The 22,896-nt window shown below is 68.6% G+C and carries 18 protein-coding genes; 1 reads left to right on the forward strand and 17 read right to left on the reverse strand.

Annotation, left to right across the window (positions count from 1 at the left end; genetic code table 11):
- Positions 1-452: 452 nt before the first annotated feature.
- From HUT10_RS19990 to HUT10_RS20060, 15 genes are all read right to left on the reverse strand, one after another.
- A complete protein-coding gene (locus HUT10_RS19990) occupies positions 453-1,316 on the reverse strand; it encodes an MBL fold metallo-hydrolase (protein ID WP_176172612.1) in 864 nt (287 codons plus the stop codon).
- Between the two features lie 17 nt (positions 1,317-1,333).
- Complete coding sequence (locus HUT10_RS19995; RefSeq protein WP_176172613.1) at positions 1,334-2,719, reverse strand: NAD-dependent succinate-semialdehyde dehydrogenase; 1,386 nt, start codon at positions 2,717-2,719, stop codon at positions 1,334-1,336.
- On the reverse strand, positions 2,712-3,389 hold the full coding sequence (locus HUT10_RS20000; protein WP_176172614.1) for an SRPBCC family protein: 678 nt from the start codon (positions 3,387-3,389) through the stop codon (positions 2,712-2,714). Before HUT10_RS20000 ends, HUT10_RS19995 begins: the two co-directional genes overlap by 8 nt.
- A 35-nt stretch (positions 3,390-3,424) precedes the next feature.
- Positions 3,425-4,084, reverse strand: coding sequence for a histidine phosphatase family protein (locus HUT10_RS20005; RefSeq protein WP_176172615.1), 660 nt, complete (start codon positions 4,082-4,084; stop codon positions 3,425-3,427).
- Complete coding sequence (locus HUT10_RS20010) at positions 4,077-4,370, reverse strand: putative quinol monooxygenase (protein WP_176172616.1); 294 nt, start codon at positions 4,368-4,370, stop codon at positions 4,077-4,079. Before HUT10_RS20010 ends, HUT10_RS20005 begins: the two co-directional genes overlap by 8 nt.
- Positions 4,371-4,403: 33 nt before the next feature.
- Positions 4,404-5,243 (reverse strand): fumarylacetoacetate hydrolase family protein, encoded by an 840-nt coding sequence (locus HUT10_RS20015; RefSeq protein ID WP_176172617.1) that lies wholly within the window; start codon positions 5,241-5,243, stop codon positions 4,404-4,406.
- Positions 5,240-5,683 carry a (2Fe-2S)-binding protein gene (locus tag HUT10_RS20020; protein ID WP_176172618.1) on the reverse strand — a complete coding sequence of 148 codons (444 nt, stop codon included), beginning with the start codon at positions 5,681-5,683 and terminating at the stop codon, positions 5,240-5,242. The genes HUT10_RS20015 and HUT10_RS20020 overlap by 4 nt, the downstream gene beginning before the upstream one ends.
- Positions 5,680-7,824: a xanthine dehydrogenase family protein molybdopterin-binding subunit gene (locus HUT10_RS20025; RefSeq protein ID WP_176172619.1), complete on the reverse strand. Its 2,145-nt coding sequence runs from the start codon at positions 7,822-7,824 to the stop codon at positions 5,680-5,682. Before HUT10_RS20025 ends, HUT10_RS20020 begins: the two co-directional genes overlap by 4 nt.
- Entirely contained in the window at positions 7,821-8,630 is an 810-nt protein-coding gene (locus tag HUT10_RS20030; protein WP_176172620.1) for a xanthine dehydrogenase family protein subunit M, read from the reverse strand. Before HUT10_RS20030 ends, HUT10_RS20025 begins: the two co-directional genes overlap by 4 nt.
- Before the next feature lie 43 nt (positions 8,631-8,673).
- Positions 8,674-9,498, reverse strand: a complete 825-nt coding sequence (locus tag HUT10_RS20035) for a PEP/pyruvate-binding domain-containing protein (RefSeq protein ID WP_176172621.1) — start codon at positions 9,496-9,498, stop codon at positions 8,674-8,676.
- The gene (locus tag HUT10_RS20040) at positions 9,495-10,136 is read right to left on the reverse strand and encodes a GntR family transcriptional regulator (protein ID WP_176172622.1); all 642 of its coding nucleotides are present in this window, start codon (positions 10,134-10,136) and stop codon (positions 9,495-9,497) included. Before HUT10_RS20040 ends, HUT10_RS20035 begins: the two co-directional genes overlap by 4 nt.
- Positions 10,133-11,863 (reverse strand): PEP-utilizing enzyme, encoded by a 1,731-nt coding sequence (locus HUT10_RS20045; RefSeq protein WP_176172623.1) that lies wholly within the window; start codon positions 11,861-11,863, stop codon positions 10,133-10,135. The genes HUT10_RS20040 and HUT10_RS20045 overlap by 4 nt, the downstream gene beginning before the upstream one ends.
- Positions 11,864-12,008: 145 nt before the next feature.
- Positions 12,009-12,836 (reverse strand): aldo/keto reductase, encoded by an 828-nt coding sequence (locus tag HUT10_RS20050; RefSeq protein ID WP_176172624.1) that lies wholly within the window; start codon positions 12,834-12,836, stop codon positions 12,009-12,011.
- 26 nt (positions 12,837-12,862) lie between these two features.
- Positions 12,863-13,810: an aldo/keto reductase gene (locus tag HUT10_RS20055; RefSeq protein WP_176172625.1), complete on the reverse strand. Its 948-nt coding sequence runs from the start codon at positions 13,808-13,810 to the stop codon at positions 12,863-12,865.
- Between the two features lie 34 nt (positions 13,811-13,844).
- Positions 13,845-15,065: an MFS transporter gene (locus HUT10_RS20060; RefSeq protein WP_176172626.1), complete on the reverse strand. Its 1,221-nt coding sequence runs from the start codon at positions 15,063-15,065 to the stop codon at positions 13,845-13,847.
- A gap of 91 nt (positions 15,066-15,156) precedes the next feature.
- Here HUT10_RS20060 and HUT10_RS51860 point away from each other — a divergent pair, with 91 nt between their 5' ends.
- The gene (locus tag HUT10_RS51860; protein ID WP_176172627.1) at positions 15,157-15,759 is read left to right on the forward strand and encodes a TetR/AcrR family transcriptional regulator; all 603 of its coding nucleotides are present in this window, start codon (positions 15,157-15,159) and stop codon (positions 15,757-15,759) included.
- Positions 15,760-16,326: 567 nt separating this feature from the next.
- Here HUT10_RS51860 and HUT10_RS20070 read toward each other — a convergent pair.
- Complete coding sequence (locus tag HUT10_RS20070) at positions 16,327-16,713, reverse strand: hypothetical protein (protein ID WP_176172628.1); 387 nt, start codon at positions 16,711-16,713, stop codon at positions 16,327-16,329.
- 22 nt (positions 16,714-16,735) lie between these two features.
- Entirely contained in the window at positions 16,736-22,753 is a 6,018-nt protein-coding gene (locus HUT10_RS20075; RefSeq protein WP_254896948.1) for an RHS repeat-associated core domain-containing protein, read from the reverse strand.
- Between the last annotated feature and the right edge of the window lie 143 nt (positions 22,754-22,896).

Raw genomic sequence — 22,896 nt, forward strand, 5'->3', positions numbered from 1 at the left:
CATTCCACTAGGCGATTCCCTATCGCCGCAGGTCAGGACCATGATCGGCCCACACTGGCAGTGAGGGGGTCAGGGGTTCGAGTCCCCTTAGCTCCACTCTCTCGAAGAACCCCTTCGATCACGCCGTTGCGGCAGATCGGAGGGGTTTCTTGCCGTTCGGGATCAATCTTGGGTGATCGGCGACCGGTGCATCGGTGCCCCTGGGGCGCAGCGGTTTCAGCTCCCGTGCGTCCCGCCGCACGTCGGTCAGCGCCTTGCGGTCCGGTGAATCGGACCACGACGGCCACCCGGTAAGCCCAGGCAGCCCATCATTCTCCGCCGCCCACTCAGTTGGACCCCGCGGTCAACAAGCCCCGCCACAACGGCCCGGGGCTGGTCGAACCCGCGTGCGCCGGCGCCGCATTGGCTGCTGCATGGCCGAAGTCGACGGAGTCGTTCGTGACCTTCCCTGCCTAGACCGGCCGGGCCTGGGTGATCTTGTCCCAGATGGATCCGGCGTTGAGGGTCTGGATGTAATCCATCATGTAGCCCTGGCCGATGTCGACGGGGTAGCGCTCGGCGAAGTTGATGCGCTCGACCGTCTCCTCCCTGCTCCAGCCCTGGGCGACCGCGTCGGTCACGGCTTGGACCCAGTCGACGAGGTTGGCGCGCTGGCGGGCCAGGTAGTCGATCGTGACGACTTCGCCGTGGCCGGGGACGACCCAGTCGACGTCGAGCTTCGCGATCCGGTCGAGCGCGGCGAGCCACTGGGTGATGTTGGAGCCCATCAGCCAGGTCTGGCACTCGGAGAAGATCGTGTCGCCGGTGAACACGACGCGCTCTTCGGGCACGTGGACCGCGATCTGGCCCGGCGTGTGCCCGGGGGTGTGCAGCAACTCCAGGGTGTGCTCGCCCACCCGCAGGGTGAGGTCGCCGGTGAAGACGATGTCGCCCTTGTTCGGGTCCGCGAAATAGGTGTCGCGGTCGGGGAAGATCTTCTCGCCCTCCGGGTCGTCGGTCGGGATCGCTTCGTGGGCGTAGTCGAAGGAATCCAGGGCCGGGGTGACTTCCATGAAGTTGTCGTAGACACCCTGGTGGTGCACGACCTGGCCGGCGCCGCGGAAGTAGTAGTTGCCGAAGATGTGGTCGACGTGGTGCTCGGTGTTGATGACGTAGCGGATCGGGCCGTGGCCCTCGGCTTCCTGGCGCAGCTCGACGGCCTTGGTCGGCAGCTGCGGCGTGTCGATGATGACGACGCCGTCGCCGGTGACCAGCATGCTGGGGTTGCACCCGCGGATGGTGGTGTCGGTCCAGACGTTGCTCGTGACCTTCTGCATGGTCTTCCCCTTTTCGGTCAGCCGACCACAACGGTGCGGATGTTGGTGAATTCGCGGGCGCCGGCGGCGCCGAGTTCGCGGCCGTAGCCGCTCTGCTTGACGCCGCCGAACGCCAGCCTCGGGTCGGAGGCGACGACGGCGTTGACGAACAGCGCGCCGGATTGGATGCGGCTGCCGACGCGCAGCGCGCGGTCCTTGTCGCGGGACCAGACGCTGGCACCGAGCCCGTACGGCGTGAGGTTGGCCAGCCGGGCGGCGTCCTCGTCGTCGTCGAAGGCGACGACGGCGGCGACCGGCCCGAAGGTCTCTTCGGTCATGACCGGCATGTCGGTGGTGACCCCGGCGAGCACGGTCGGGGCGTACCAGGCGTCTCCGCGGTCACCCAGGGGCCCGCCTCCGGTCAGGGCGGTGGCGCCGGCGGCCACCGACCGCTCGACCTGCCCGTGCAGGGCCTGGGCGAGGTCGGCGCGGGCCAGCGGCCCGATCTGGGTGTCGTCGGCGGCGGGGTCGCCGACGCGCAGCCCGGCGACGGCGTCGGCGAACCGGCGGGCGAACTCGGTGGCGATGGAGTGGTGGACGAGGAACCGCTTAGCGGCCAGGCAGCTCTGTCCGGCGTTGAGGAACCGCGACGCGACGGCCTTGGGGACGACCGTGTCGAGGTCGGCGTCGTCCAGGACGACGAACGGGTCCGAGCCGCCGAGCTCGAGGACGGACTTCTTGACCGCCTTGCCCGCGGCCGCGGCGACGTGCGCGCCCGCGCGGTTGCTGCCCGTCAGGGTGACGGCGGCGACGCGGTCGTCGGCGATCAGGTTCCCCACGACCTCGGGAACGTCCGGCTCGGCGACGAGCAGCGTGGTGAACAGCCCGGCCGGCAGCCCGGCCTCCTCGAAGACCTCCTGCGCGGCCAGCGCGCAGCCGGTGACGTTCGGGGAATGCTTGAGCAGCGCCCCGTTCCCGGCGGCCAGCGCGGGGGCGGCGAAGCGGAACACCTGCCAGAACGGGAAGTTCCACGGCATGATCGCCAGTACCACGCCGAGGGGCAGGTAGGCGGTCCAGCTTTCGGAGCCGGCGGCGTCGACCCGGTCGTGGGCGAGGTGTTCGGCGCTGGTGCGGTACACGTGGTCGCAGACCCAGGCGCACTTCTCGATCTCGGCGAGCGCTTCGGTGCGGGGCTTGCCCATCTCGGCGACGGCGAGGTCGGCCAGCTCGCCTTGACGCTCACGCAGCACCTGGGCGACCGCAAGGATCCGGTTGGTGCGCTGGTCGAGCGAGAGTGCGGCCCAGGCTGTCTGGGCTTCGGTCGCGGCGGTGAGCGCGTGGTCGATCTCGGCGGTGGTCATCGCCTTGTACTCGGCGAGCGGGGCACCGGTGGCCGGGTTGACGGTGGTGATGGTCTCAGGCATTGCGCAGCTGCCTTTCCAGGACGCGGGTCTTGCCCCACAGGAAGCCGAAGGCGATGCCGGCGATGAGAGCGCCGGCGGTCTTGGCGGTGCGGCGGGTGGATTCGGAGCCGAACAGCAGCGCGCCCAGGTCGAGCCCGGAGTCCTCGGGACCTGAGGCGGCCGCTGCCGCTGGTGCTGCGGTCCGAGCGGCCGCGTCCGGGGTGGGCGCCGGCTCGGTCCGCTGCCCGTCGGAGGTGAGCTGGGCGGCGAGGTTGTCGGCGAACTGGGTGAGCATGCGGTTGCTGACGTCCTTGAGGACGCCGCCGCCGAACTGGCCGGCCTTGCCCGAGACGTTCAGGTCCGTCACGACGTGCACCGAGGTCGTGCCGTTCGATCCCGACAGCGCGGCGGTGACGGTGGCCTGGGCGCCGCCGTTGCCCTTGGCGTCGCGGCCCTTGGCCTGGATGACGGCCGTCTTCGCGTCGGCGTCTTTTTCGAGGAAGGTGCCTTGCCCGGTGAAGTTCATGCCGATCGGGCCGAGCTTGATCTTCATGCCGCCTTCGAAGGCGTCGCCGTCGACCTTGGTCACGGACGCGCCGGGCATGCAGGTCACGATCCGCTGGACGTCGGTGAGGACTTCCCAGGCTTCGTCGGCGGGGACCGGGACGGTGAAGTCGTGGACGAGTTCCATGGCTCGGCTTTCTGAAGCGGTGGAGGGAAACGGGGTCAGCGGGCGGGGTCGTGCAGTTCGACCTGCTGCTCGCCGGTGCCGTCGACGCGGATCCGCAGCCCGCTCACGTAGGCGGGCTCGCCCGGGTCGGCGCCGGTCGCCTGCAGCGTCACCGCCCGCAGGACCGGCGAGTGCGTGACGCCGACGACGATCCGGCCGCGGGTGGGGCCGGCGTCGGCGAGGCTGCGGGCGAAGTGCCCGAGCCGCGCGGCGAGCGCGGCCGCGTCGTCCCCGGGCGGGCCGGGGTGACGCAGCCACCACCCGATGCGGTCGGGCGAGGTGAAGAACTCCGCGAACCACGGGTGGCCGGCGGCCTGCTGCTCGGTCATGCCCGGCACCTGCTCGGCGAGGCTGGCCGCGGAGCTGACCATGTTCACCCGCGTTCCGGCGACGTACATGTCCGGGTTGCGCAGGGCGAAGGCGTCCTCGGGGCCGTGGATCCGGTGGGACCCGATGCCCTCGGCCAGTGCGGCCGCGGTGTCGCGGGTGCGGCGGGTGCCGCCGTGGAACAACGCGATCGGCTCGCGGTGTTCGGCGGCCAGCGCCTTGCCGACCTGGCGGGCGTGCTCCAGGCCCGCCGCGGTGACGGGGACGTCGCCCCGGTGCGAGGCGACCTCCCCGTGCCGCAGCAACAGCAGGGTGGTGACCTCAGACATCGATCGTCGTGTAGGTCTTGACCTGGCGCTCTTCCAGGTACTCGATGATGTAGCCGAAGACGTTCTCCTGGAAGTGCGGCGTGGCCTTGTGCTCCTCGTAGCCTGCCTCGTCGGTGTACTGCTCGTAGAGGAAGAACGTCCGCGGGTCCTCGGGCGAGACCTGGGCCTGGTAGTAGAGGTTCTTCGGCTCGGCTCGCGAGAGCGGCGTCATCTTGCGGATGGTCTCCTCCACCCGCTTCTCCTCGCCTTCCTTGGCCTTCCAGATCGCGGCGACGACGAATGCCATGATTTTCCTTTCCTGGTTGGGTCTTCCGGGGGTTCAGCGGGCCGGGCGCGGGCCGACCCGGTTGCGCAGGACGCCGATTCCGTCGGCCTCCATTTCGATCAGGTCGCCCGGTCGCAGCCAGCGGTCCAGCTCGAGCCCGGAGCCGCCGGTCGCGGTGCCGGAGCCGAGCACTTCCCCGGGCCGCAGCGTGAGGTCCTGGGAGGCGTAGGCGATCAGGTCGGCGAAGGTGAAGTGCATCGCCGCGGTGGTGTCCCCGCCCCATTCGACGCCGTTGATCCGGACGCGCAGCCGCGTGTCGGCGGCGTCGATCTCGTCGGGGGTGACGATGCACGGGCCGAGCACGTTGGAGCCGTCCCAGTCCTTCGCCTTGCCGGGCCCCATCCCGACGGGCAGTTCGCGGGTCTGGGTGTCGCGGGCGGACATGTCGTTCCAGAGGGTGTAGCCGAAGATGTGCCCGGCCGCGTCCGCGGGGGCGATGTCCTTGCCGGGCTTGCCGATCACCGCGGCCAGTTCGAGCTCGTGGTCGAGCTTGTCGGTGTAGGACGGCCACGGGATGTCTTCGTCCGGGCCGATGACCGTGTCGGGTAGTCCTTTGTAGTAGGCGGGAACGCGGTACCACTCGTCCGGGATTTCCTTGCCCAGCCCGGCGAACGCGTTCTTCAGGTGGCCTTCGAAGGTCAGGAAGTCCCGGAGGGTCCGTGGCCGCAGCGGGGCGAGCAACCGGGCGCCGGGCACCGCGGTGCCGCCCGCGGCGGGAGCGCCGGCTTCGATGAAGGCGACCATGTCGCCGTCGAATCCGGCGTCGAGGACGGTGTCGCCGTCGAGGTAGCCGACGCGGGCGCCGTCCGGGCCATGGTAGGTCACGTACTTCATTGCGCTGCCTCCTCGACGGCGTCGATGATCTTGACGTAGCACCCGCAGCGGCAGAGGTTGCCGCCCAGGCCTTCGCGGATCTGCTCACGGTTGCCCGCTCGGTTGCTCGTGACCATGTCGCGGGCGGTGAGCACCATGCCCGGGATGCAGAACCCGCACTGGAAGGCGTGGTGGCGGTCGAACGCCGCCATCACCGGATCGTCGGCGGGCACGCCTTCGATCGTGGTGATCTCCTTGTCGATGGCAAGCGGGGCCATGAGGATGCAGGAGGACACCGGTTGCCCGTCCAGCAGCACGGTGCACGTGCCGCACAGCCCGACCCCGCAGGTGGCGCGCGGGCCGGTGAGACCGAGCTCGTCGCGCAGGACGTCCACGAGCATCGTCGAGGGTTCGGCCTCGACTTCGGTGGTGCGGCCGTTGACCTTCAAGGGGATCTTCATCGTTCTCCCTCCTCCTCGGCCGGGTCCTGGCGGGCCGCGAGCACGCGTTCCGGGGTCATCGGCAGGATCCGGGGCTGGTAGCCGAGGCTGGCCACGGCGTTGCCGATCGCCGGCGGTACCGGCGGGACGGCGGTCTCCCCCAGGCCGTGCACCTCCGCGCCGGGCAGCTCCAGCACCCGGTGGCGGATGGCCGCGCAGTCCAGGGCGGAGGCGATGTTGTAGTCGGACAGGTTGGGGTTGGCCGGCTGCCCGTCGACGTACTGGATCTCCTCGAACAGCGACGAGCCGAGCGCCATGATCATCGAGCCCTCGTTCTGCAGTTCGGCGGCGGCCCGGTTGATCACCCGCCCGGCATACGAGCTGGCGTAGAGGGTCTTGATGTCGATGACGCCGGTTTCCTCGTCGACCTCGACCTGCGCGGCCGCGGCACCCTGGTGCCAGTGCGAGGACGCGACCCCCTGGCCGGTGTCCGGGTCCAGGCCGCCTTCGTTGGCGATGTAACCGTGCCCGATCGTGCCGTGGACGCGCAGGTCGTCCGCGGCGGCGGCCAGCGCGCGGCTCATCATGTGCGCCGAGCGGCTGGAGGTGGTGCGCGTGTCGTAGGGGACGCGGTCGGTGTCCGGGGCCGGGGCGAGGATCTTCTCGGCCGGGACGTCCAGCAGCTCGGCCGCCAGCCGGGTCAGCAGCTCGCCGGTGCCCTGGCCCATGTCGGCGGTGGCGCTGCGGACCTCGTAGCGCCCGCCGGGCAGCGCGTGGATCTCCGCCTCGGCCTTGCTCGGGGTCTGCATGCCCTTGAGCATCACCGCGACGCCCTTGCCGGCCCGGCCGTCCTGCCAGGCCACGGCCTTGGCGACGTCGTCGAGCAGCTCCTCGAAGTGGGTGTCGTGCATGACCTCGCCGGTGCAGAACGTGTCACCGTCGCGCAGCAGGTTCATCCGGCGCAGTTCGACGGCGTCCATCCGCAGTTCGTCGGCGAGCTGGTCGATCAGCCGTTCCGAAGCCCACACCGACTGCATCGCGCCGTAGCCGCGGTAAGCGCCGCCGGGCGGGAGATTCGTGTAGACGCAGTAGGAGTCGACGGCGACGTGGTCGAACCGGTAGGGCCCGACCCCGGCGTAGCCCATCTTCTGCGCCACTCCCGGCCCGCAGTCGGCGTAGGCGCCGGTGTTGACGTAGGACCACATGCGCTTGGCGACGAAGGTGCCGTCGCGCCGCGCCCCGATCCGCATCCGGACGGTGGCCGCGTGCCGGGTCAGCTCGCTGAACACCTCGTCCCGGTCGAGCACGCAGCGCACCGGCCGGCCACACACCCGGGCGGCCAGCGCGGTGATCGCTTCGGTGCGCACGAAGGTCTTCGCGCCGAACGCGCCGCCCATCGGCGGCGCGATCACCCGGACCTGCCCGGTGGGCAGGCCGAACAGCCGCGCGAGGTCCTGGCGCAGGTTGAACGGCGTCTGGGTGCCGGTGGTGACCTCGAGCCGCTCGCCGACCCACTGCGCGGTGGTCGCGTGCGGTTCCATCGGCACGTGCGCCGCGGCCGGGACGTGGAAGGTCTCCTCGACGATGACGTCGGCCTCGGCGAAGGCGTCCGCGAGCGGGTCGGCGGCCAGGGCCGGCGGTGCGACGACGAGCGCGGGCTCGTCGCGTCCCTGCAGGGCGGGGGTGCGGATGCGGAAGCGGTGGCAGACGTTGGTGCCGTCCTGCGGGCGCATGTCGAAGTAGGCCGAGTCGCTGTCGCTGGTGGCGTGGGTGGCGTGCACCAGCGGCGCGTCGACGGCGAGGGCGTCGATTTCGTCGAAGACCGCGGCGGTCTCCTCGTAGGCGACGTCGATCATGGTGGCCGCTTCACGGGCGGCGCGCTCGGTCGGGGCCACGACCGCGGCGACCGGGTCGCCGACGAACTTCGGGTGGCCGGTCAGCAGGTGCTGGTCCTCGATCTGGCAGCCGTAGGCCGGGTAGGCGGCGATGTCGCCGGGGGTGATGACGAGGACGTCGTCGCCGACGAACGAGGTGTCGATCCCGGTGACGGTGCCGGCAGGCACGGTCGAGCGGACGAGCCGCAGGTGCCAGGAGCCGGGGATCCGGTGGTCGAGGGAGTAGCGCAGCTGCCCGGAGATGCGGGGGTTGACCGGGGTGGTCATGCGCTCACCGCCATCAGGGCCCGGCGGACTTCGACGCCGACGACGTGGCGGCGGTAGGCGGCCGAGCCGCGGTTGTCGTCGATGTAGGTGATCTGCTCGGCGTAGGCCTGCCCGATGTCGCGGGCGCTGTCTTCGTCGCCCGGACGCCAGCCCGCACAGACGTCGGCGAAGTGCTGGGGCCGGTCGGAGACCGCGCCGACCACCACGCGGACGGTGTCCTCGGAGCGGACCGCGGCGACGGCGACGGCGGGCCGGTCCTCCTGCGAGCGGGTCCGCAGCTTCCGGTACGTCGCCGGGCCGGTGGGGCGCGGCACGACCACGCGGGTGATCAGCTCGTCCTCCGCCAGCGTCGTCTCGTAGTGCCCGACGATCAGCTCGGCGATCGGGATGCGGCGGACACCGCGGACGCTGGCCACCTCGGCGGCCGCGCCGGAGGCGATCAGCATCGCGGGCGGGTCGGAGGCGTAGTCGGCGTCGGCGAGGACACCCCCGACAGTGGCGACGTTGCGCACGCGCGGGCTGGCGACGGCGCCGAAGGCCTGGGCCAGGCCCGGCCAGCCCGCGCGGACGTCCTCGCCGGTCTCGAGGCGGCGGTGGGTGACCATCGCCCCGAGCGCCAGGTCACCGGCGTCGGTGACCTGGCCCAGCTCCCGCACGCGCTGCAGCGAGATGAAGTCCTCGGCGGCCAGCAGGCCTTGGCGGGTCAGGATGCCGAGAAAGGTCCCGCCCGCGACGACGGTGGCCTCGGGGTTGTCGGCCTTCAGCCGCAGCGTCGCTTCGACGGTGGTCGGCAGCTGCCAGGACACTGGTTCCTCCTCTCCGGAAGGAATCGTTGCGGGGAAAAGAAAGTCAGACGGTGGTGACCGGACGCGACTGCAGCATGTAGAGGCCGGTGCCGTCGAAGGCCCACTCGATGTCCTGCGGAGCGCCGTTGAGGTCGGCCAGCTGCAGGCCGAGCTTCACCAGCTGGGCCAGCTCGTCGTCGCTGAGGATCCGCTCGTCGACGATCCGGGACTTCTTGACCGTCCCCTTGCGGTCCAGCGTGTAGTAGTCGGGCGTGACCTCGCCGGAGACGACGTTCTCCCCGACGCCGCGGGCGGCTTCGATGACGACGCGGTCACGGCGGCCGTTGACCGGGTCGACGGTGAACATCACGCCGGCCTTGGTGGAGTCGATCATGTGCTGCACGACGACGGCCATGAAGATGTCATCGAGTTTTCCCTTGTGCAGCCGGTAGAACAGCGCGCGCTCGGAGAAGAAGGACAGCCAGCACTCCACGACGCGGCCGTAGACCTCTTCCAGCGTGGGGACGAACAGGTAGGTCTCCTGCTGGCCGGCGTAGGAGGCGTCGGCGGAGTCCTCGGCGCAGGCCGAGGACCGCACCGCGACGTCACCGGCGGGCAGCCGGTCGTAGAACTGCTTGATCAGGTCTTTCGGCGGTTCGGTCTCGGCGACGACCTTGCGGGCGGCGTCGAGGTCTTCGGCGCGCAGGTGCGCCAGCAGGGCGTCGCCGTCGACCGCGGCGGTGAACGCCGCGGAGGTGATGACGAACCCGGGCGGCACCGGCAGGCCGTTGTGGGTCATCGCGGCGAGGCTGGCGCCCTTGCCGCCGGCCAGGTCGACGTCCCGGCAGCGGTCGTCGTCGAAGGCGAGCAGGAGCGGGGCGTCGGTCATGTCTCTTCTCCCGTCAGCAGGTCCCCGAAGCTGGTGATGTGGTCCCGCAGTACCTTCCCGGCCAGGTCGGGATCCCCCTGGCGCAGCGCTTCGAGGATCGGTACGTGGGTGTTGGCGATCGCGACCAGGTCCAGGTGCGAGGTGATGACGCTGACCAGCGTGAACGCCTCGATCCGCAGGCCGCTCCAGGTGTCGAGCAGGACCTGGTTGGCCGCGGACTCGACGATCAGCTCGTGGAAGCGGGCGTCGTGCCCCAGGAAGCCGTGCTGGTCGTTCCGGCGGGCGGCGTCGCGCATGTTCTGGATCTCGACGTCCAGCTGCGAGAGCAGGGCCGCGTCGATCCGCGGGGTGGCCATGTGCGCGGCCAGGTCCTCCAGCGCGGCCCGGACCGGGTAGCTCTCGGCGAGCTCGGCGCGGCTGACCGCGCGGACCCGGGCGCCCTTGTAGGGCTGGGTCTCGACCAGCCGCATCGCCTCCAGCTCCCGGATGGCCTCGCGGACCGGGGCCTGGCTGACGCCGAGCTCGTTGACCAGCTGCAGCTCGACGATGCGTTCGCCGGGCTTGTAGGTGCCTTCCAGGATGCGCTTGATGATCAGTTCCTTGATCTGTTCGCGCATCACCGTGCGTTCGAGAGTCATGCGAGAACCTGTACCACTCCGGTGGCTCCGTTGACGCGGATCCGGTCGCCGGTCTTGATCCGGCGGGTCGCGTCGGAGGTGCCCACGACCGCGGGGATGCCGAACTCGCGGGAGACGACGGCGGGGTGGGAGGCCATGCCGCCGGCGTCGGTGACGAGCCCGCCGATCTTGGTGAACAGCACGACCCAGGACGGGCTGGTCATCCGGCAGATGATGATCTCGTCGCGCTGGACCTCCTGGAACTGCTCCGGGGAGAGGACGACGCGGGCGGTCCCTTCGATCACGCCGACCGAGGCGGCGAGGCCGTGGATCTCGCCTTCGGTGGTGGAGGGCTTGCGGTGGAGCTTCTCCGGGAAGGCCCACAGCGCCAGGTAGGGGAAGGCGACGTTGTCTTCGGTGGCGGTGCCGACCCAGTCGCGCGGGCGGACCTCGAAGGCCTCTTCGCGGGCGTCGCGGCGGTCGCCGATCAGCTCCTCGACGTCGAAGCTGTTGCTGCCGGCCATGACGGTGCGCAGCTCGTTGTAGCGCAGGTACATGACGTCTTCGGGATCACTGAGCTTGCCCGCCTCGACGAGCTTCTTGCCGATCGCGATGAGCACGATCCGCACGCGGGCGTTGGTGCCCTGGTCGATGTAGAAGTGGTGGTCCGGGGTCAGCGGGTTCATCCGCAGGCTCAGGTCCAGCGCCCGGGCCAGCTTGTCCCGGCTCTCGCCCTCGGACACGCCGGCCATGACCTCGGCCTTGGCGGCTTCCAGGTCGGCGGCCACGGAGGCGATCTCGTCCGGGTAGCTGTAGTCGGCCTCGAGGTAACCGCGCACCGCTTCGATGATCGGCGCCGGGGACTCGCGCCAGGTCTTGAACGAGAACTCGTGCGCGTACATCGACTTGTAGCCGAACTCGGCCGCGTAGTTCTCGATGTCCTCGGCCAGGAACGCCCGGCCGGCCTCGGTGGTCTCCAGCTCGGCGACCACGTCGGCAGCCGTGGCCTTGGTGAAGGCCTTCGCGACGACGCCGTCGGGGTCCTTCTTGATCTTTTCCTTGATCTGCCAGAGCTCTTCGATCGAGTCCCAGTTGCGGTTCTCGGTGGAGGACTGCAGCCGGCCCATCAGCGCGCTGTGGTCGCCCTCGCCCTTGACCTCGGCGATGACGGTGTTGAGGTTCGTGGTCGAGGAGAACTGGGCGAAGTTGAGCACCCAGTGGATCGACCAGTGCCGGTCGTGCATGTCGAGAGCGTCCTCGAGCAGCACGGCGAGCTCGACGAGACTGGCGCCGTCGTAGTCGTAGCCGTCGAAGCGGTCGAAGTTGCGCTTCATCTCCGGCACGAGGCGGTCACGCCACCAGGGCAGGAAGTTCTCCGCGTAGTACGGCAGTGTCCAGCCGAGGTAGCCGCCGATGTCGCCGGCGTAGTTCTCGTCCAGCGGGGTGCGCGGGGTGTAGCGGGCGCCGAACTCCGAGGCTTCGACCTTCAGGCCGTTCTGGGCGGGAATGGCCGCGGTGTACACGTAGCCGTTGATGATCTTCGAGACCCAGTCCGAGGCGAACGGGGTGCCGAAGCGGCGGAACATGTAGTCGCACTTGAGCCACCAGCCGCCGATGTCGGCGTACATGGGGGAAACGGGGTTCGGGATGTGCAGGTCGTCGTGGACCCACAGCAGCTCCTGCTGGCCTTCGTCGAAGGTCACCGGGAACTCATCATCACCGAAGAACGTGGCGATCGGCTCGCTCATCGAGGTCCTCCTTGACCTGTGACGGGCACCACTGCGAACTTTAGATTATCGATAATCTATAATCGAGTTCCGTGGTTGTCAACCGCGGCGACGCTGGTGCTCGATGTCCCCCCTGCGGGAACCAAGCCAAAAGGTCAGTTTCCGGTCAGCCGCCCGCGAGGTGGGCTGAGTACCGTGCCGGCGAGGCTTGGTCGAACCCGTCGAGCGTTGCGTGGTCGTCCTCGTCGAGGGTGAAGTCGGTGACGGCGATGTTCTCGCGCAGCCGCTGCGGCGAGGAAGATTTCGGTATCACCACGAGGCCGTGGTCGAGGTGCCAGCGCAGGATGATCTGCGCTGGGGTCCTGTCCTGCTTTGCCGCGATGGTGGCGAGGGCGGGCTCGCCCAGCAAGTTGGTCGACGGTCCGAGCGGTGACCAGGACTCGACGACGATGCCGCGGTCGATCGTGGCCTTGCGCAGGTCACGGTGCGCGACGATCGGGTTGACCTCGATCTGGTTGACCGCCGGGGTGACTCCGGTGGACCGGATGATGCGGTCGAGGTGCTCGGGCCGGAAGTTGGAGACACCGATCGAGCGGGCCTTGCCGGCTTCGCGCAGGTCGATCAGCGCCTGCCAGGTTTCCTCGTACAGCCCGATTCCGGGCATCGGCCAGTGGATGAGGGCGAGGTCGACGTAGTCGGTCTGCAACCGGCGCAGTGACTCCTCCAGCGCACGAGCGGCGCGGCGGCGTCCGTGGTCGTTGTTGCCGATCTTCGTGGTGAGGAAGAGGTCTTCACGCTCGACGCCCCCGGTCCGGATACCGGTGCCGACGCCGCTTTCGTTGCCGTAGGCGGCCGCGGTGTCGATGTGGCGGAAACCCGCTTCGAGAGCCGCGTGGACGACGGTCGGTGCGTCCCGGTCGGAGACCGGCCAGGTACCGGCTCCGATCCGGGGAATCGTCCGGCCGTCGTTGAGGGCGAGGGAAGGCGTGGTCATGTCGTTCTCCTGGGGTCGGGTGGCGGTCAGGCAGCGACGCGGCTGGACACGTCATCGAGGCGAGCGCGGTCGGCTTCGGTGAGCTCGAGGCCGACCGACTGCATCAGGGCCGGCAACTGCTCGGGGGTGCGGGCGCTCGCGATCGGCGCGGTGATCGTGGAGCGCCCCCGCAGCCAGGCGAGCGCGACCGTGGCCGGTGCGACCTCGTGGGCCTCGGCGATCGCGACGAGGGCTTCGACGACCGCCAGGCCGGAGTCGGAGAAGTAGGCGTTGGCCATCTGCTCGCGCGACGCCCCGGCCATGTCCTCGCGTGAGCGGTACTTTCCGGTCAGGAAGCCGCTCGCCAGCGCGTAGTACGGGGTGACCGCGAGGTTCTCGGCCACGGCGATCGGCTCGATCTCGGTTTCGTACGGCACGCGCTTGACCAGGTTGTAGTGCGGCTGCAGCGCGACGGGCAGGTGCAGTCCGTTGTCCCGGGCGATGGTGAACCACTGGCGGATGCGCTCGGCGCTGTAGTTCGACAGGCCGATCGCCCGGATCTTGCCGGTCCGCACCAGGCTGTCGAAGGCGGCGGCGGTTTCCGCCAGGGGCGTGTCCGGGTCGTCGAAGTGGGCGTAGTACAGGTCGATGTAATCGGTCTGCAAGCGCTTGAGTGAGGCGTCGACGCCGCCGGTGATCGTGCTCGCGGCCAGGCCACGGTACTGCGGGTGCCGGCTGACCTTGGTGGCGAGCACGACGTCCGAGCGGTTGCGGCGCCGGGTCAGCCACTCCCCGAGGACGGTCTCGGACTCGCCGCCGCTGTTGCCGGGAGCCCAGGCGGAGTAGCTGTCGGCGGTGTCGATGAAGTTGCCGCCGCCGTCGACGTAGGCGTCGAGGACAGCGTGCGAGGTCGCGGTGTCGCTGGTCCAGCCGAAGGTGTTCCCGCCGAGGGTCAGGGGGAAGACGTCGATCGAGGTTGCTCCGAGGTGGGGCACGTGCTGCTCCTTTGGTCGGTGACTGTGCGGGGAATCAGTGGCTGTGCCGGACGGCCGGCATCCGGGTGGTGCCACGGCGGTCGGCGAGGAGGGCCACCAGCCAGATCGCCAGCGAGACGGCCACGAAGGCAGTGCCTTCGACGGCGACGCCCCTCATGCCGCCGAGCCCGTAGGCGATCGGCCCGGCCAGGGCGCCGAACGAGCCGCCGAGGAAGACGAAAACCATGAACATCGTGTTGGCCTGGCCGGCGGTGCCGGGGTTGGTGACGAGGATCTGGTTCTGGTTGGCCGCCTGCATCGTCTGGTTGGCCCACGTCACGATGAAGATCGAGACCGTGAACAGCCAGAGCAGGTCGGCGTCGAAGATGGTGGCGACGCAGCCGGCCAGGATGAGGCCCGCCGCGGCGCCGACCACGGGCCGCGCGCCGAACCGGTCGACCAGGCGGCCGCCGAGCGGAGTCACGAGGCCGGCGGCCAGTCCGACCAGTCCGAACAGCCCGGCCGCGAGCGGGCTCCACTGGTGGGCCTCGCCGGTCAGGTGCAGCGGCATCACCGTCCAGAGGGAGTTGAACGTGGCGAAGGTGAAGAACTGGGTCGCCGCGGCCAGCACGAGAGAACGGCTGGAGCGGACCAGGCGCAGCGCCGACCACAGCAGCGCGCCGTAGGACGACCCGGCTGCCGAGAGCTCCAGGTCGTCGGCGAGTGCCGTCCGCAGGAGCGGCACCGTCGCCAGCACCAACCCGGCGAACAGGACGAGCACCCAGCGCCACCCCAGCGGCTCCACCAGAACCCCGGCGACCACGCGGCCGCCGAAGATGCCGCACAGCAACGCGCCGACCAGTGTCGCGGTGGTCGCTCCCCGGCGATCTTCCGGCGCGAGCTTCCCGGCGGTGGGGATGATCAGCTGAGCGATGTTCGCGACCAGCCCGACGACGACGAACCCGGCCGCGACCGCGACGACGTCGGGCAGCACCGCGGTGACGAGCAGTGCGGCCGCCAGCGCGAGTGCCTGCAAGGTGATCTGCCTGCGCGGTTGCACTCGCTCGGTCAACGGAACCAGCAGAAAGATCCCGGCCGCGTAGCCGGCCTGCACGGCGGTCGCCACGACACCGGCGGCCTGTGGGCTGATGCCGAACGAGGCTGCGAGTTCGACGAGCATGGGCTGGGGCAGGTAGATCACCGCGGCCGCGATCGCGGCCGAGACGGCAAGAACTCCGCATCGGGCCGGCCAGCTGCGCAGGGCTCGGGTGGCCATCGGCACCTCCCTCGAATATTTCCAACTGTTTAGTTATATTCGAGCGTGCACCTCGCTGCGACCCGGCGAAGCCGATTGAGAGGATGAACACGTGCCGCCCTACGACCGCGAACAGACCACGCGCAGGATCTTCGACGCAGCGGTCCGGGAGTTCGCCGCCGAGGGGATCGGCGGCGCGCGCATCGACCGGATCGCGCAGGCGGCCGAGTCGAACAAAGCTCTCATCTACAGCTACTTCGGCAACAAGGAGCAACTGTTCGCCGCCGTGGTGCAGCGCAAGCTGACCGAGCTGGCCGAGGCGGTCACGCTGCGGGCCGACGGCGCCGAGCAGTACATCGGCGACCTGTTCGACTTCATGACCGCCCACCCCGAGGTCCTGCGGCTGGTCCAGCACGAAGCGTGCCACTACGAAGTCCGGGACATCCCGGACCACGACGCCCGCAAAGCGCACTACGAGGAGAAGGTCGACGCCGTCCGCGCCGCGCAGCAGACCGGATCGGTCGACCCCGCGCTCGAGCCCCGGTTCGTGGTGATGAGCTTGATCAGCCTCGTCAGCTGGTACGTGGCGGCACCACAGATCGCCGAACTGGTGGTCGGCGACACCGCGAACAAGACGGTGCGCCGCCAGTACCGCGCCCACCTGGTCGAGATGGCGCGCCGCATGCTGCGGCAGGACGAATCGGGCGAGGCGTAGGCCGGTGCTCGCCTGGCCATCGCCATGACGAGCTCGCGCCCGCCTGTCCTATAGCTCCACAACTGGTGGCGGTCACGTCGAGCCCACCTGGGACGCGCCGGGCCTCGACCCCGGCATAGCTGAATGCCGTGTACGACAAGCCATATCCGAAGGGGAAAAGCGGTTTGACACCTTCCCGGTCGTACCAGCGGTACCCGACCTCGACCCCCTCGGAGTACTGCGTCTCACCGTTCACGCCGGGAAAGCGCTCCGGATGCCCGGCGACCGGAGTGTGGTCGGAGTCCACGGGAAGGTCTCGGGAAGCCGCCCGGTCGGGGAAGCGTCGCCGAACAGCAGCGCCGTAGTGGTCTCCGCTCCTTCCGGGCCCGGTCGTTGACCTGGGCGCCGCGGGCCGCCTACCCCGACCCAGCCATCGCGTGCCGGCTGACGAGCGGAGGGAACGTACAGGACCGCGTTCACAGTTCGCCAAGACGTATACGAGGGGTCCACTCTTCTCGCCATCGTCAACACCCCGTACCGCGCTGCGAAGACCCAGCAGCTACTGCCGCAGAATCGCTCCGCAGGTCATCACGAGTCCAATGGCTCGAATGCCACCGACCGTCCCGACCGCGATGTTGCGTCCTCCAGCGGCCCCGCGTTCGCCCCCTTGAGGATGCGCACTCCCGCCGCCGAGCTGGTGGCAACGCTCTTGGAGAACGCCATCAGCAAGACCTCGGAGAACATACTGTTCGGCCCAACACCGGGAAACGGGACAATCTTCTCGAAGACGAATTCTTCGACTTCGCCCAGCCAGTCAATATCCGACTCAATCGACAACCAGCGATCCAGCCTGGAAATGCGCACACTCGCCGCGCCGGCCCGAATCGCTTCACCTGCAAGCATTTCAGCCATCTCAACCGGGTCGAATTCATCCTGACGAAAGAAGCGACCAGGGTTACCGCGCAAGTAGACCATGAGATCAACTTGCTGAATATCTTCAGGGCGATACAAGGATCTCACCCCTTTCCCGAAGTCGGTTGAACAACTCGAACGATGAAGTGGGAACATGAAGCTCCGCACCCTCGAAGTATGGACTCTTCGGCCCCCTGGCGATGGGACGCATGACGGCTCCCGATTCTCTCAGGGACGACATAGCGGAGTCCGACACCGTGAAGTTGATCACGCCGCCGCGGCCATTTCGATAAGCAAAAAACTCGGCATCACCCATATGAGTGGCAAGGAAGAATCCACCAGGTCCATCCGTGTAGTTTGCAGCAGCCTTCGCTGCGTCAAGACCATTGTTCAGAATATCGAGGAGCGAATCGATGTCCGCTCCATGATACAGCTTCGTGCCACCGCCGCCCGCGCGACCCAGACGACTGGCTTCACTCGCCTCTCCGGTCGCGGCACCCGCAGCCGCACGCACGCCGACGCCGGCAGCACCCGCGGCACCTGCGGCCACACCCTCGCCGACCGACGCTGCGAGAATTTCCTCGGCCAGTCGCGCTTCGCCCGCCACCGGAATGAAGAGCGCGAGAACGGAGACCATTTCACCAAGACTCGGCGGAGACTGGTCGCATGCGCGGACGTCCTGGAACTCCGAGCAAAATGCGGCTGCGAACTGGTCGTAGTCCGGCGGGCGATGATCAGGGGGCTCCAACGACCAGTTAGTAAACTGGGTCTCCCACCTCGCCCGGCGTTCCTTCGGCGACAATTGATGATTCTCTTTTCCGACGAAAGCAGGATACGTCGGAGGAATTCTGTGCGTCACGGCATTGACCCAGTTGCTGAAGACGCCGAGATTGTAGCGGTGCGCTCGCTCTCGGCCTGCCGGGCTCATCGCGGCTATCGCGTCCGACCCGATGTACGCCGGCCTGCCGTCGATCTGTAGCACCATGCCGGTCGGGTCGCTGAACGACACGGGGCTGTTGTTGCCGTAGCTGTAGGCGTTCAGCGCCTGCGGATCACCCGGGTCGAGCACCGGGTCCGCGGTCATGAACCGCCCCGTCAGCGGGTCGTAGTCGCGGGCGCCGATGTGCGTCACGCCCGTGGTGTTCTGGTAACCGCCGAGGAACCCGTGCTTGTCCGGCCACGCCGACGCCGGGGTGCCACGGTCAGCACCGTAGGGGTCCTGCCAGCGCTTGCTCACGGTCAGATTCGCTGCGTCCACCACGGCGTAAGCGGTGCCGTGGTGATCAGCCAGCTTCCAGCTCAACCCACCCGAACTCGTCCGTGTCGCGATGACTTGACCGTTGTAGCTGTAGAAACGGGTCCACGACGCGAAGAACCCACCAGCCGGAACCCACAGCTCCGTGTCGCCGAGCGACAGTGTCGTCCCGGACGGGTCCCGGGTGATGAGCAGGTTGCCGTCGGCGTCGTAGAGGTACTTGCTTTCGGCGCCGTTGGCTTCCTTCGCGGTGGCGACGTGGCCTTCGGCGTCGTAGGTGAAGGTCTGCGCTGCGCCGGTCGGGCCTCGGGTCTCGGTGCTGCCGGCGTCGGTGTAGCCGTAGTTGGATTGCGTCGTTCCGTTCGGGCCTTCGGTGGTGACGGCCTGGACCGCGTGCGGCCGCTTCTCCCCCGCGGCCGGGTAGGTCGAGGTCGTGGTGATGTCACCGGTGGCGGTGTGCTTGACCTGGGTTTTGCGGTTGCCGGTGTCGTCGAGCGTCCAGGACGTCCAATACGGTGCCGCCCCCTTGATCCCGGCCATGGTCGGCTGGGCCGCGCAGTCACCGGAGGCAGGGGTCCAGGCTTCGGTGAGCCGCTGGAGGTAGTCCTGCCGGAAACACTGGGTGTCCGCCAACGATCCGGCCGGGGTGTCGGCGATCTTGGTGATGTTGCCGACGGCGCTGTAGGTGTAGACGCGGTTGGCGATCCAGTAGTTCGACTGGGTCGAGCGCTGGGCCTGGACCGTGGCGAGCCGGTTGGTCCCGTTCTCGTAGGTGTTGGTCACTGACACCTGGTAGGGGCTCATGGCGTCGTTGAAGTCGGTGCGCAGAACCTGGCCCAGTGGGTTGTAGCTGGTGTTCGACACCATCTGGAAACCCATGCTGGAGGTCAAGGTTTTCACCGCGCCGCGGCTGTAGCGATCGAAGGACAGTTGCTCTGCGGGCATGCCGTCGGCCGAGGGGCTGGTGACCGTGTTGACGGCGCCGGAGTTGGGGTCGTAGGTGGTGGAGGAGTCGTAGCTGCCGGAGAGCGCGGTTTCACCGGCGGGGATGGTGACCCTGTTGCCGGTCGGACGGCCGGCGGTGTCGTAACCGGTGACTTCCTTGCTGTAGGCATTGGTGCCGACGTAGCGGGTGGAGCCGGTGGGCCGGCCGGGGAGCAGGGTGTCGTAGGTCCAGCCGGCGAGTTTGGTGCCCGTCACGGCCGGGCCGTCGTACTCGGTGGTCTTGCGGCCGAGGTTGTCGTAGGTGTAGCTGATGAGCCGGTTGCGGGCGTCGGTGGTGGTCAGGAGGCGGTCGTCGGCGTCGTAGGTGAACGTCGTCTTGCCGGTGTCCGGGTCGATCGAGGAGATCTTGCGGCCGTGCAGGTCGTAGCCGAAGGTCCAGACGTTCTTGCCGGTGGTGTCGGTGACCGTCGCCTGCTGGCCGCTGCGGGTGTAGGTGTAGGTCGTGGTGTCGGCCGGTGAGCCGGTGGTGTACTTCGTGGCGTCCTTGTACTGCAGGAGCTGGACGGTCTGGCCGAGGCCGTTGGTGATCGTGGTGGTGGCGGTGCCGCCGTTCGGCGGGACGGTGGTCGTGCGGTCGCCGTCGGGAATCGTCGTGGTGCGCCATTGCTCGACCGAGTTGAGCAGGTACGCGCTGACCCGCGTGGCCCCGGTGCTGTCGAAGGTCGTCAGCGTGGTGTTCGGGACCGAGGCGTCGTCGGTGACGTAGAGCGTCGACGACGGGGCTGAGCTGTTCCAATAGGAGTTGTGGGTTTTGTAGGACCGTCCTTGGGAGTCGAAGTACGTGTCGGTGACGATCCGGCCGGGCCCGTCGTCTGCGCGCGGTGCCTGGGTCTGGATGATCCGGCCGAGGCCGTCGTAGAGCGTGTACGAGGTCGCGTACTGCCCATTGGCGAGCAGGGATTGCGCGGCGACGTTGCTGACGCCGCCGGTGTTCTTCACGTTGTAGGTGTAGATGACGTCTGCCGGCGCGTTCGACGCCTTGCTGTGGCCGGGCTTCCACACGGAAACGATCCGGCCGAGCGCGTCCTGGGTCGCATCGGTGCGCAGACCGCTGCCGTCCTGGCCCCCGATCGCGATACCCGAAACCGGGTCGATGTACTTGGTGGAAGTCAGCCGGGTGGTGTTCGTGACGCTGATCTGCGGTGATGTGGTGTCGACTCGGGTGAGCGGACCTCCGCTCGCCGGGGTGTAGGCGGTGGTGGCAGTGAGGCCGAGCGCGTCGGTGACGCTGGTCATGCGGCCGTAGTCGTCGTAGCTGGTGGTCGTGGCCGGGGACGTCCACGTCTCGGTGCCGGCGGCGGGCCAGTCGTCGAGCGTGTCGGTCCGCGTGACGCTGCCCTTCGTGGGCGCGACGCCGAAGCCACCGGTGTCGTAGTAGTTGCGGACATCGCTGATGATGTTGCCGGATCCGGCGGGATTGGTCTTCGTGTCACAGACGCCGGAGAGCTTTTGCACCTGGCTCGCGTAGCTGATCAGCCAGGCCGAGGTGTTCTCCGGATACGTCGTGAGGGTGCAGGTTGTCTGCTTGGGGTCGCTGGTGTCCCCTTCTGCCTGTACCGCCGTCGCCAGGCCGTATTTGCCGTAGGTGGTGTGGGTCCGCGAGATCCGCCAGGTCTTGCTGGTGTCCAGCCACGTGCGGGTGCGGCTGGTGTCGGTGTCGACGTAGGCCGAAGTCCGGCCGTCGGCATCGGTACCGGTCGGGTTCGACACCCATGGCTCGTTCAAGGTGCCGCCGATGATGGCACCGTCGCGGTAGGTGACGGTCTCGCGGACGAAGCCCGCGACCTCTTTGCGGTCGGTGACCGACTCGTGCCAGCGGTCGCTGGTCACTGCCGCGCCTTCCATCCCGCGGAGGTAGTACGTCTCGGTCACCACCGGCGGCCCGGACGGGTCGCCGCCCGAAGGTCCCAGCCCGACGGTGGTCTTGACGTCGCCGTAGCCGCGCCACTGCGACCACGTGCGGTATTTCGCGTCGGTGAACGGGTCGTCGTCGAGGTGCCAGGCCGCGCCACCCAGGTAGTCGTAGCGGGTGACGGTGTGCTGTTCCTGGCGTGTGGTGTGCGCGTCCTCTTCGACCAGCTTGACGCGGAACTTGTTGAAGTAGTCCAGGACCGGATCGTTGGCGCCCGGCGGAGTCCAGTACACCGGGTAGCACGAGAGCGCGTTGCCCTGCAGATTGGCCGGGTCGGGCATCTTCACGCCGGTGACGCACTCGGGATCGTCGTAGGCAATCGTGGTGAGCCCACCCTGCGGGTTGGTGATGGCGTCGATCCGATTGCGGGTCAGTGCGGTGTACTGGGTGCTGGTGTTGACCCGGTTGGCCATCGCCAGCGGGTGGAACGTCGTCGGCGGCAACGTCACCGGCGATCCGACGGTGTTCGGGCTCGCGATCTTTCCCGTTTCGGTGATCGAGCTCAGCCACAGCGCCGGCTTGTTCCCGTCGGTGGTCGGCGGGAACGACTGCGTGAGCGCCCACTCTCGCACCGGTTTCCATCCGGAACCGCCGTCGGAGACCTGGGTGGTGATTTTGGTGTAGCGCTTGCGGGAAAAGAAGCTCGGGGAGCCGTAGGTGCAGACCGCGCCCTGGGCACAGATCGTCTCCGAAGGCACATCCGGCCATGAGGCCGCAGTGCCGGAGTTCAGCTGCCCCGGATCACACGTGATCGTTCCGCTCGGGAAGCACCGCTCGGCCGAGCCGAACAGGACCTGTGCCGGTGCGTGGCCGAATGTGTCGCCGAACTTCGTGTTGAAGCCGTACTCGACCTTCTCCAGAGATCCGCCGCGGGTGTAGGGCGTGCCGGGATTGTTCGCCGTGGAGGCATTGCGGTTGAGCCCGTAGTAGTTCGTCTCGGGCTGGTAGTAGTAGGCGATGGCGTTGCCGTGCGGGTCGACGACGTAGTCGAGGTTCCAGCGCCAGGCCCGGTTGCACCAGGACGCCGCGTAGGTCGCGGCGTTGCACGGCTCGAGGTTGTTGTTGCCGAACACCGGGACCGTCCACGTCGACTGGGTCTCCGCCTTTCCCGACGCCCAGCCGGGCAAGTGGTTCAAGCCGAAGAAGTACTGAACGCCGTCCGGGGTGGTGACCTTCCAGTACTCGCCGAACTTGTCACCGTTGGCGCCACCGGTGAGGCGTTCGACGCGGGTGCCGTCGTCGTCTTTCGGGTGCCACGTCTGGGTGCTCTTGTCCAGGATCAGGTCACCGTTGGCACCGGAGAACGAGATCGTGGCGTTGTCGTTGAACCAGCACAGGTCGCCGGTCTTGGTCTGGCCGTTGTTGCCGCCCAGGTCCTGGCCGCAGCCTTTGTAGCGCCGCTCGATGAAGCCGCTGCCCGACAGGTTCCAGCCGTCACCGATGCCGGATGCCTGGTTGTTGGTGGCCGAAGTGAGGCCGTCGACCGCGCTCGAGGAGTAGTTCAGGCTGATCGACGGACCGGTCCCGCCGACCGAGGAGGGAGTGCTGATCGGGTAGGAGTAGGTGAAGTCCGCGGAGGAGCCACCGGCCTTCCACGCACCGGCGGGTTTGAGGTCGGTCGCGGAGAAGTCGCCTCCGCCGCCCTTCGTGTCGGCCTGTGCCGCGACCACCATGGCCGTCGCCGCCCCGGTCGGGGGAAGCGTGACGTCGGCGGTGACGCGCCGGCTCTTGGTGTCGTTGGCCGAGTTCAGCGGCGTGCCGACGTGGCATGCGGGCTTGTCCGGCGCCGTCAGCAGACACGAGGGGTATTCCACCAGATGCAGCCGACCACCGAAGTCGCCGCCGTAGGCATCGCCGAAGGACCGGTAGTCGACGTCGAGCCGAACCGGACCGCTCGTGTCCCCCGACTGGGGCTCGACCTTGACGAGCACCCCCTTGATCCCGGTCTTGGCCGTGGTGGCCTGGTCAAGAGTGCTCACGCGGACCTTGCCCACCGCGTGCCGCGCACCGGGTGCCGCGGCCTTCTCCTGGTGACGTGACAACGTCATGGGCTGCCCGGGCAGCGCTTTCGACG

Origin of the sequence: Amycolatopsis sp. Hca4 (assembly GCF_013364075.1) — a bacterium.
Lineage (GTDB): Bacteria > Actinomycetota > Actinomycetes > Mycobacteriales > Pseudonocardiaceae > Amycolatopsis.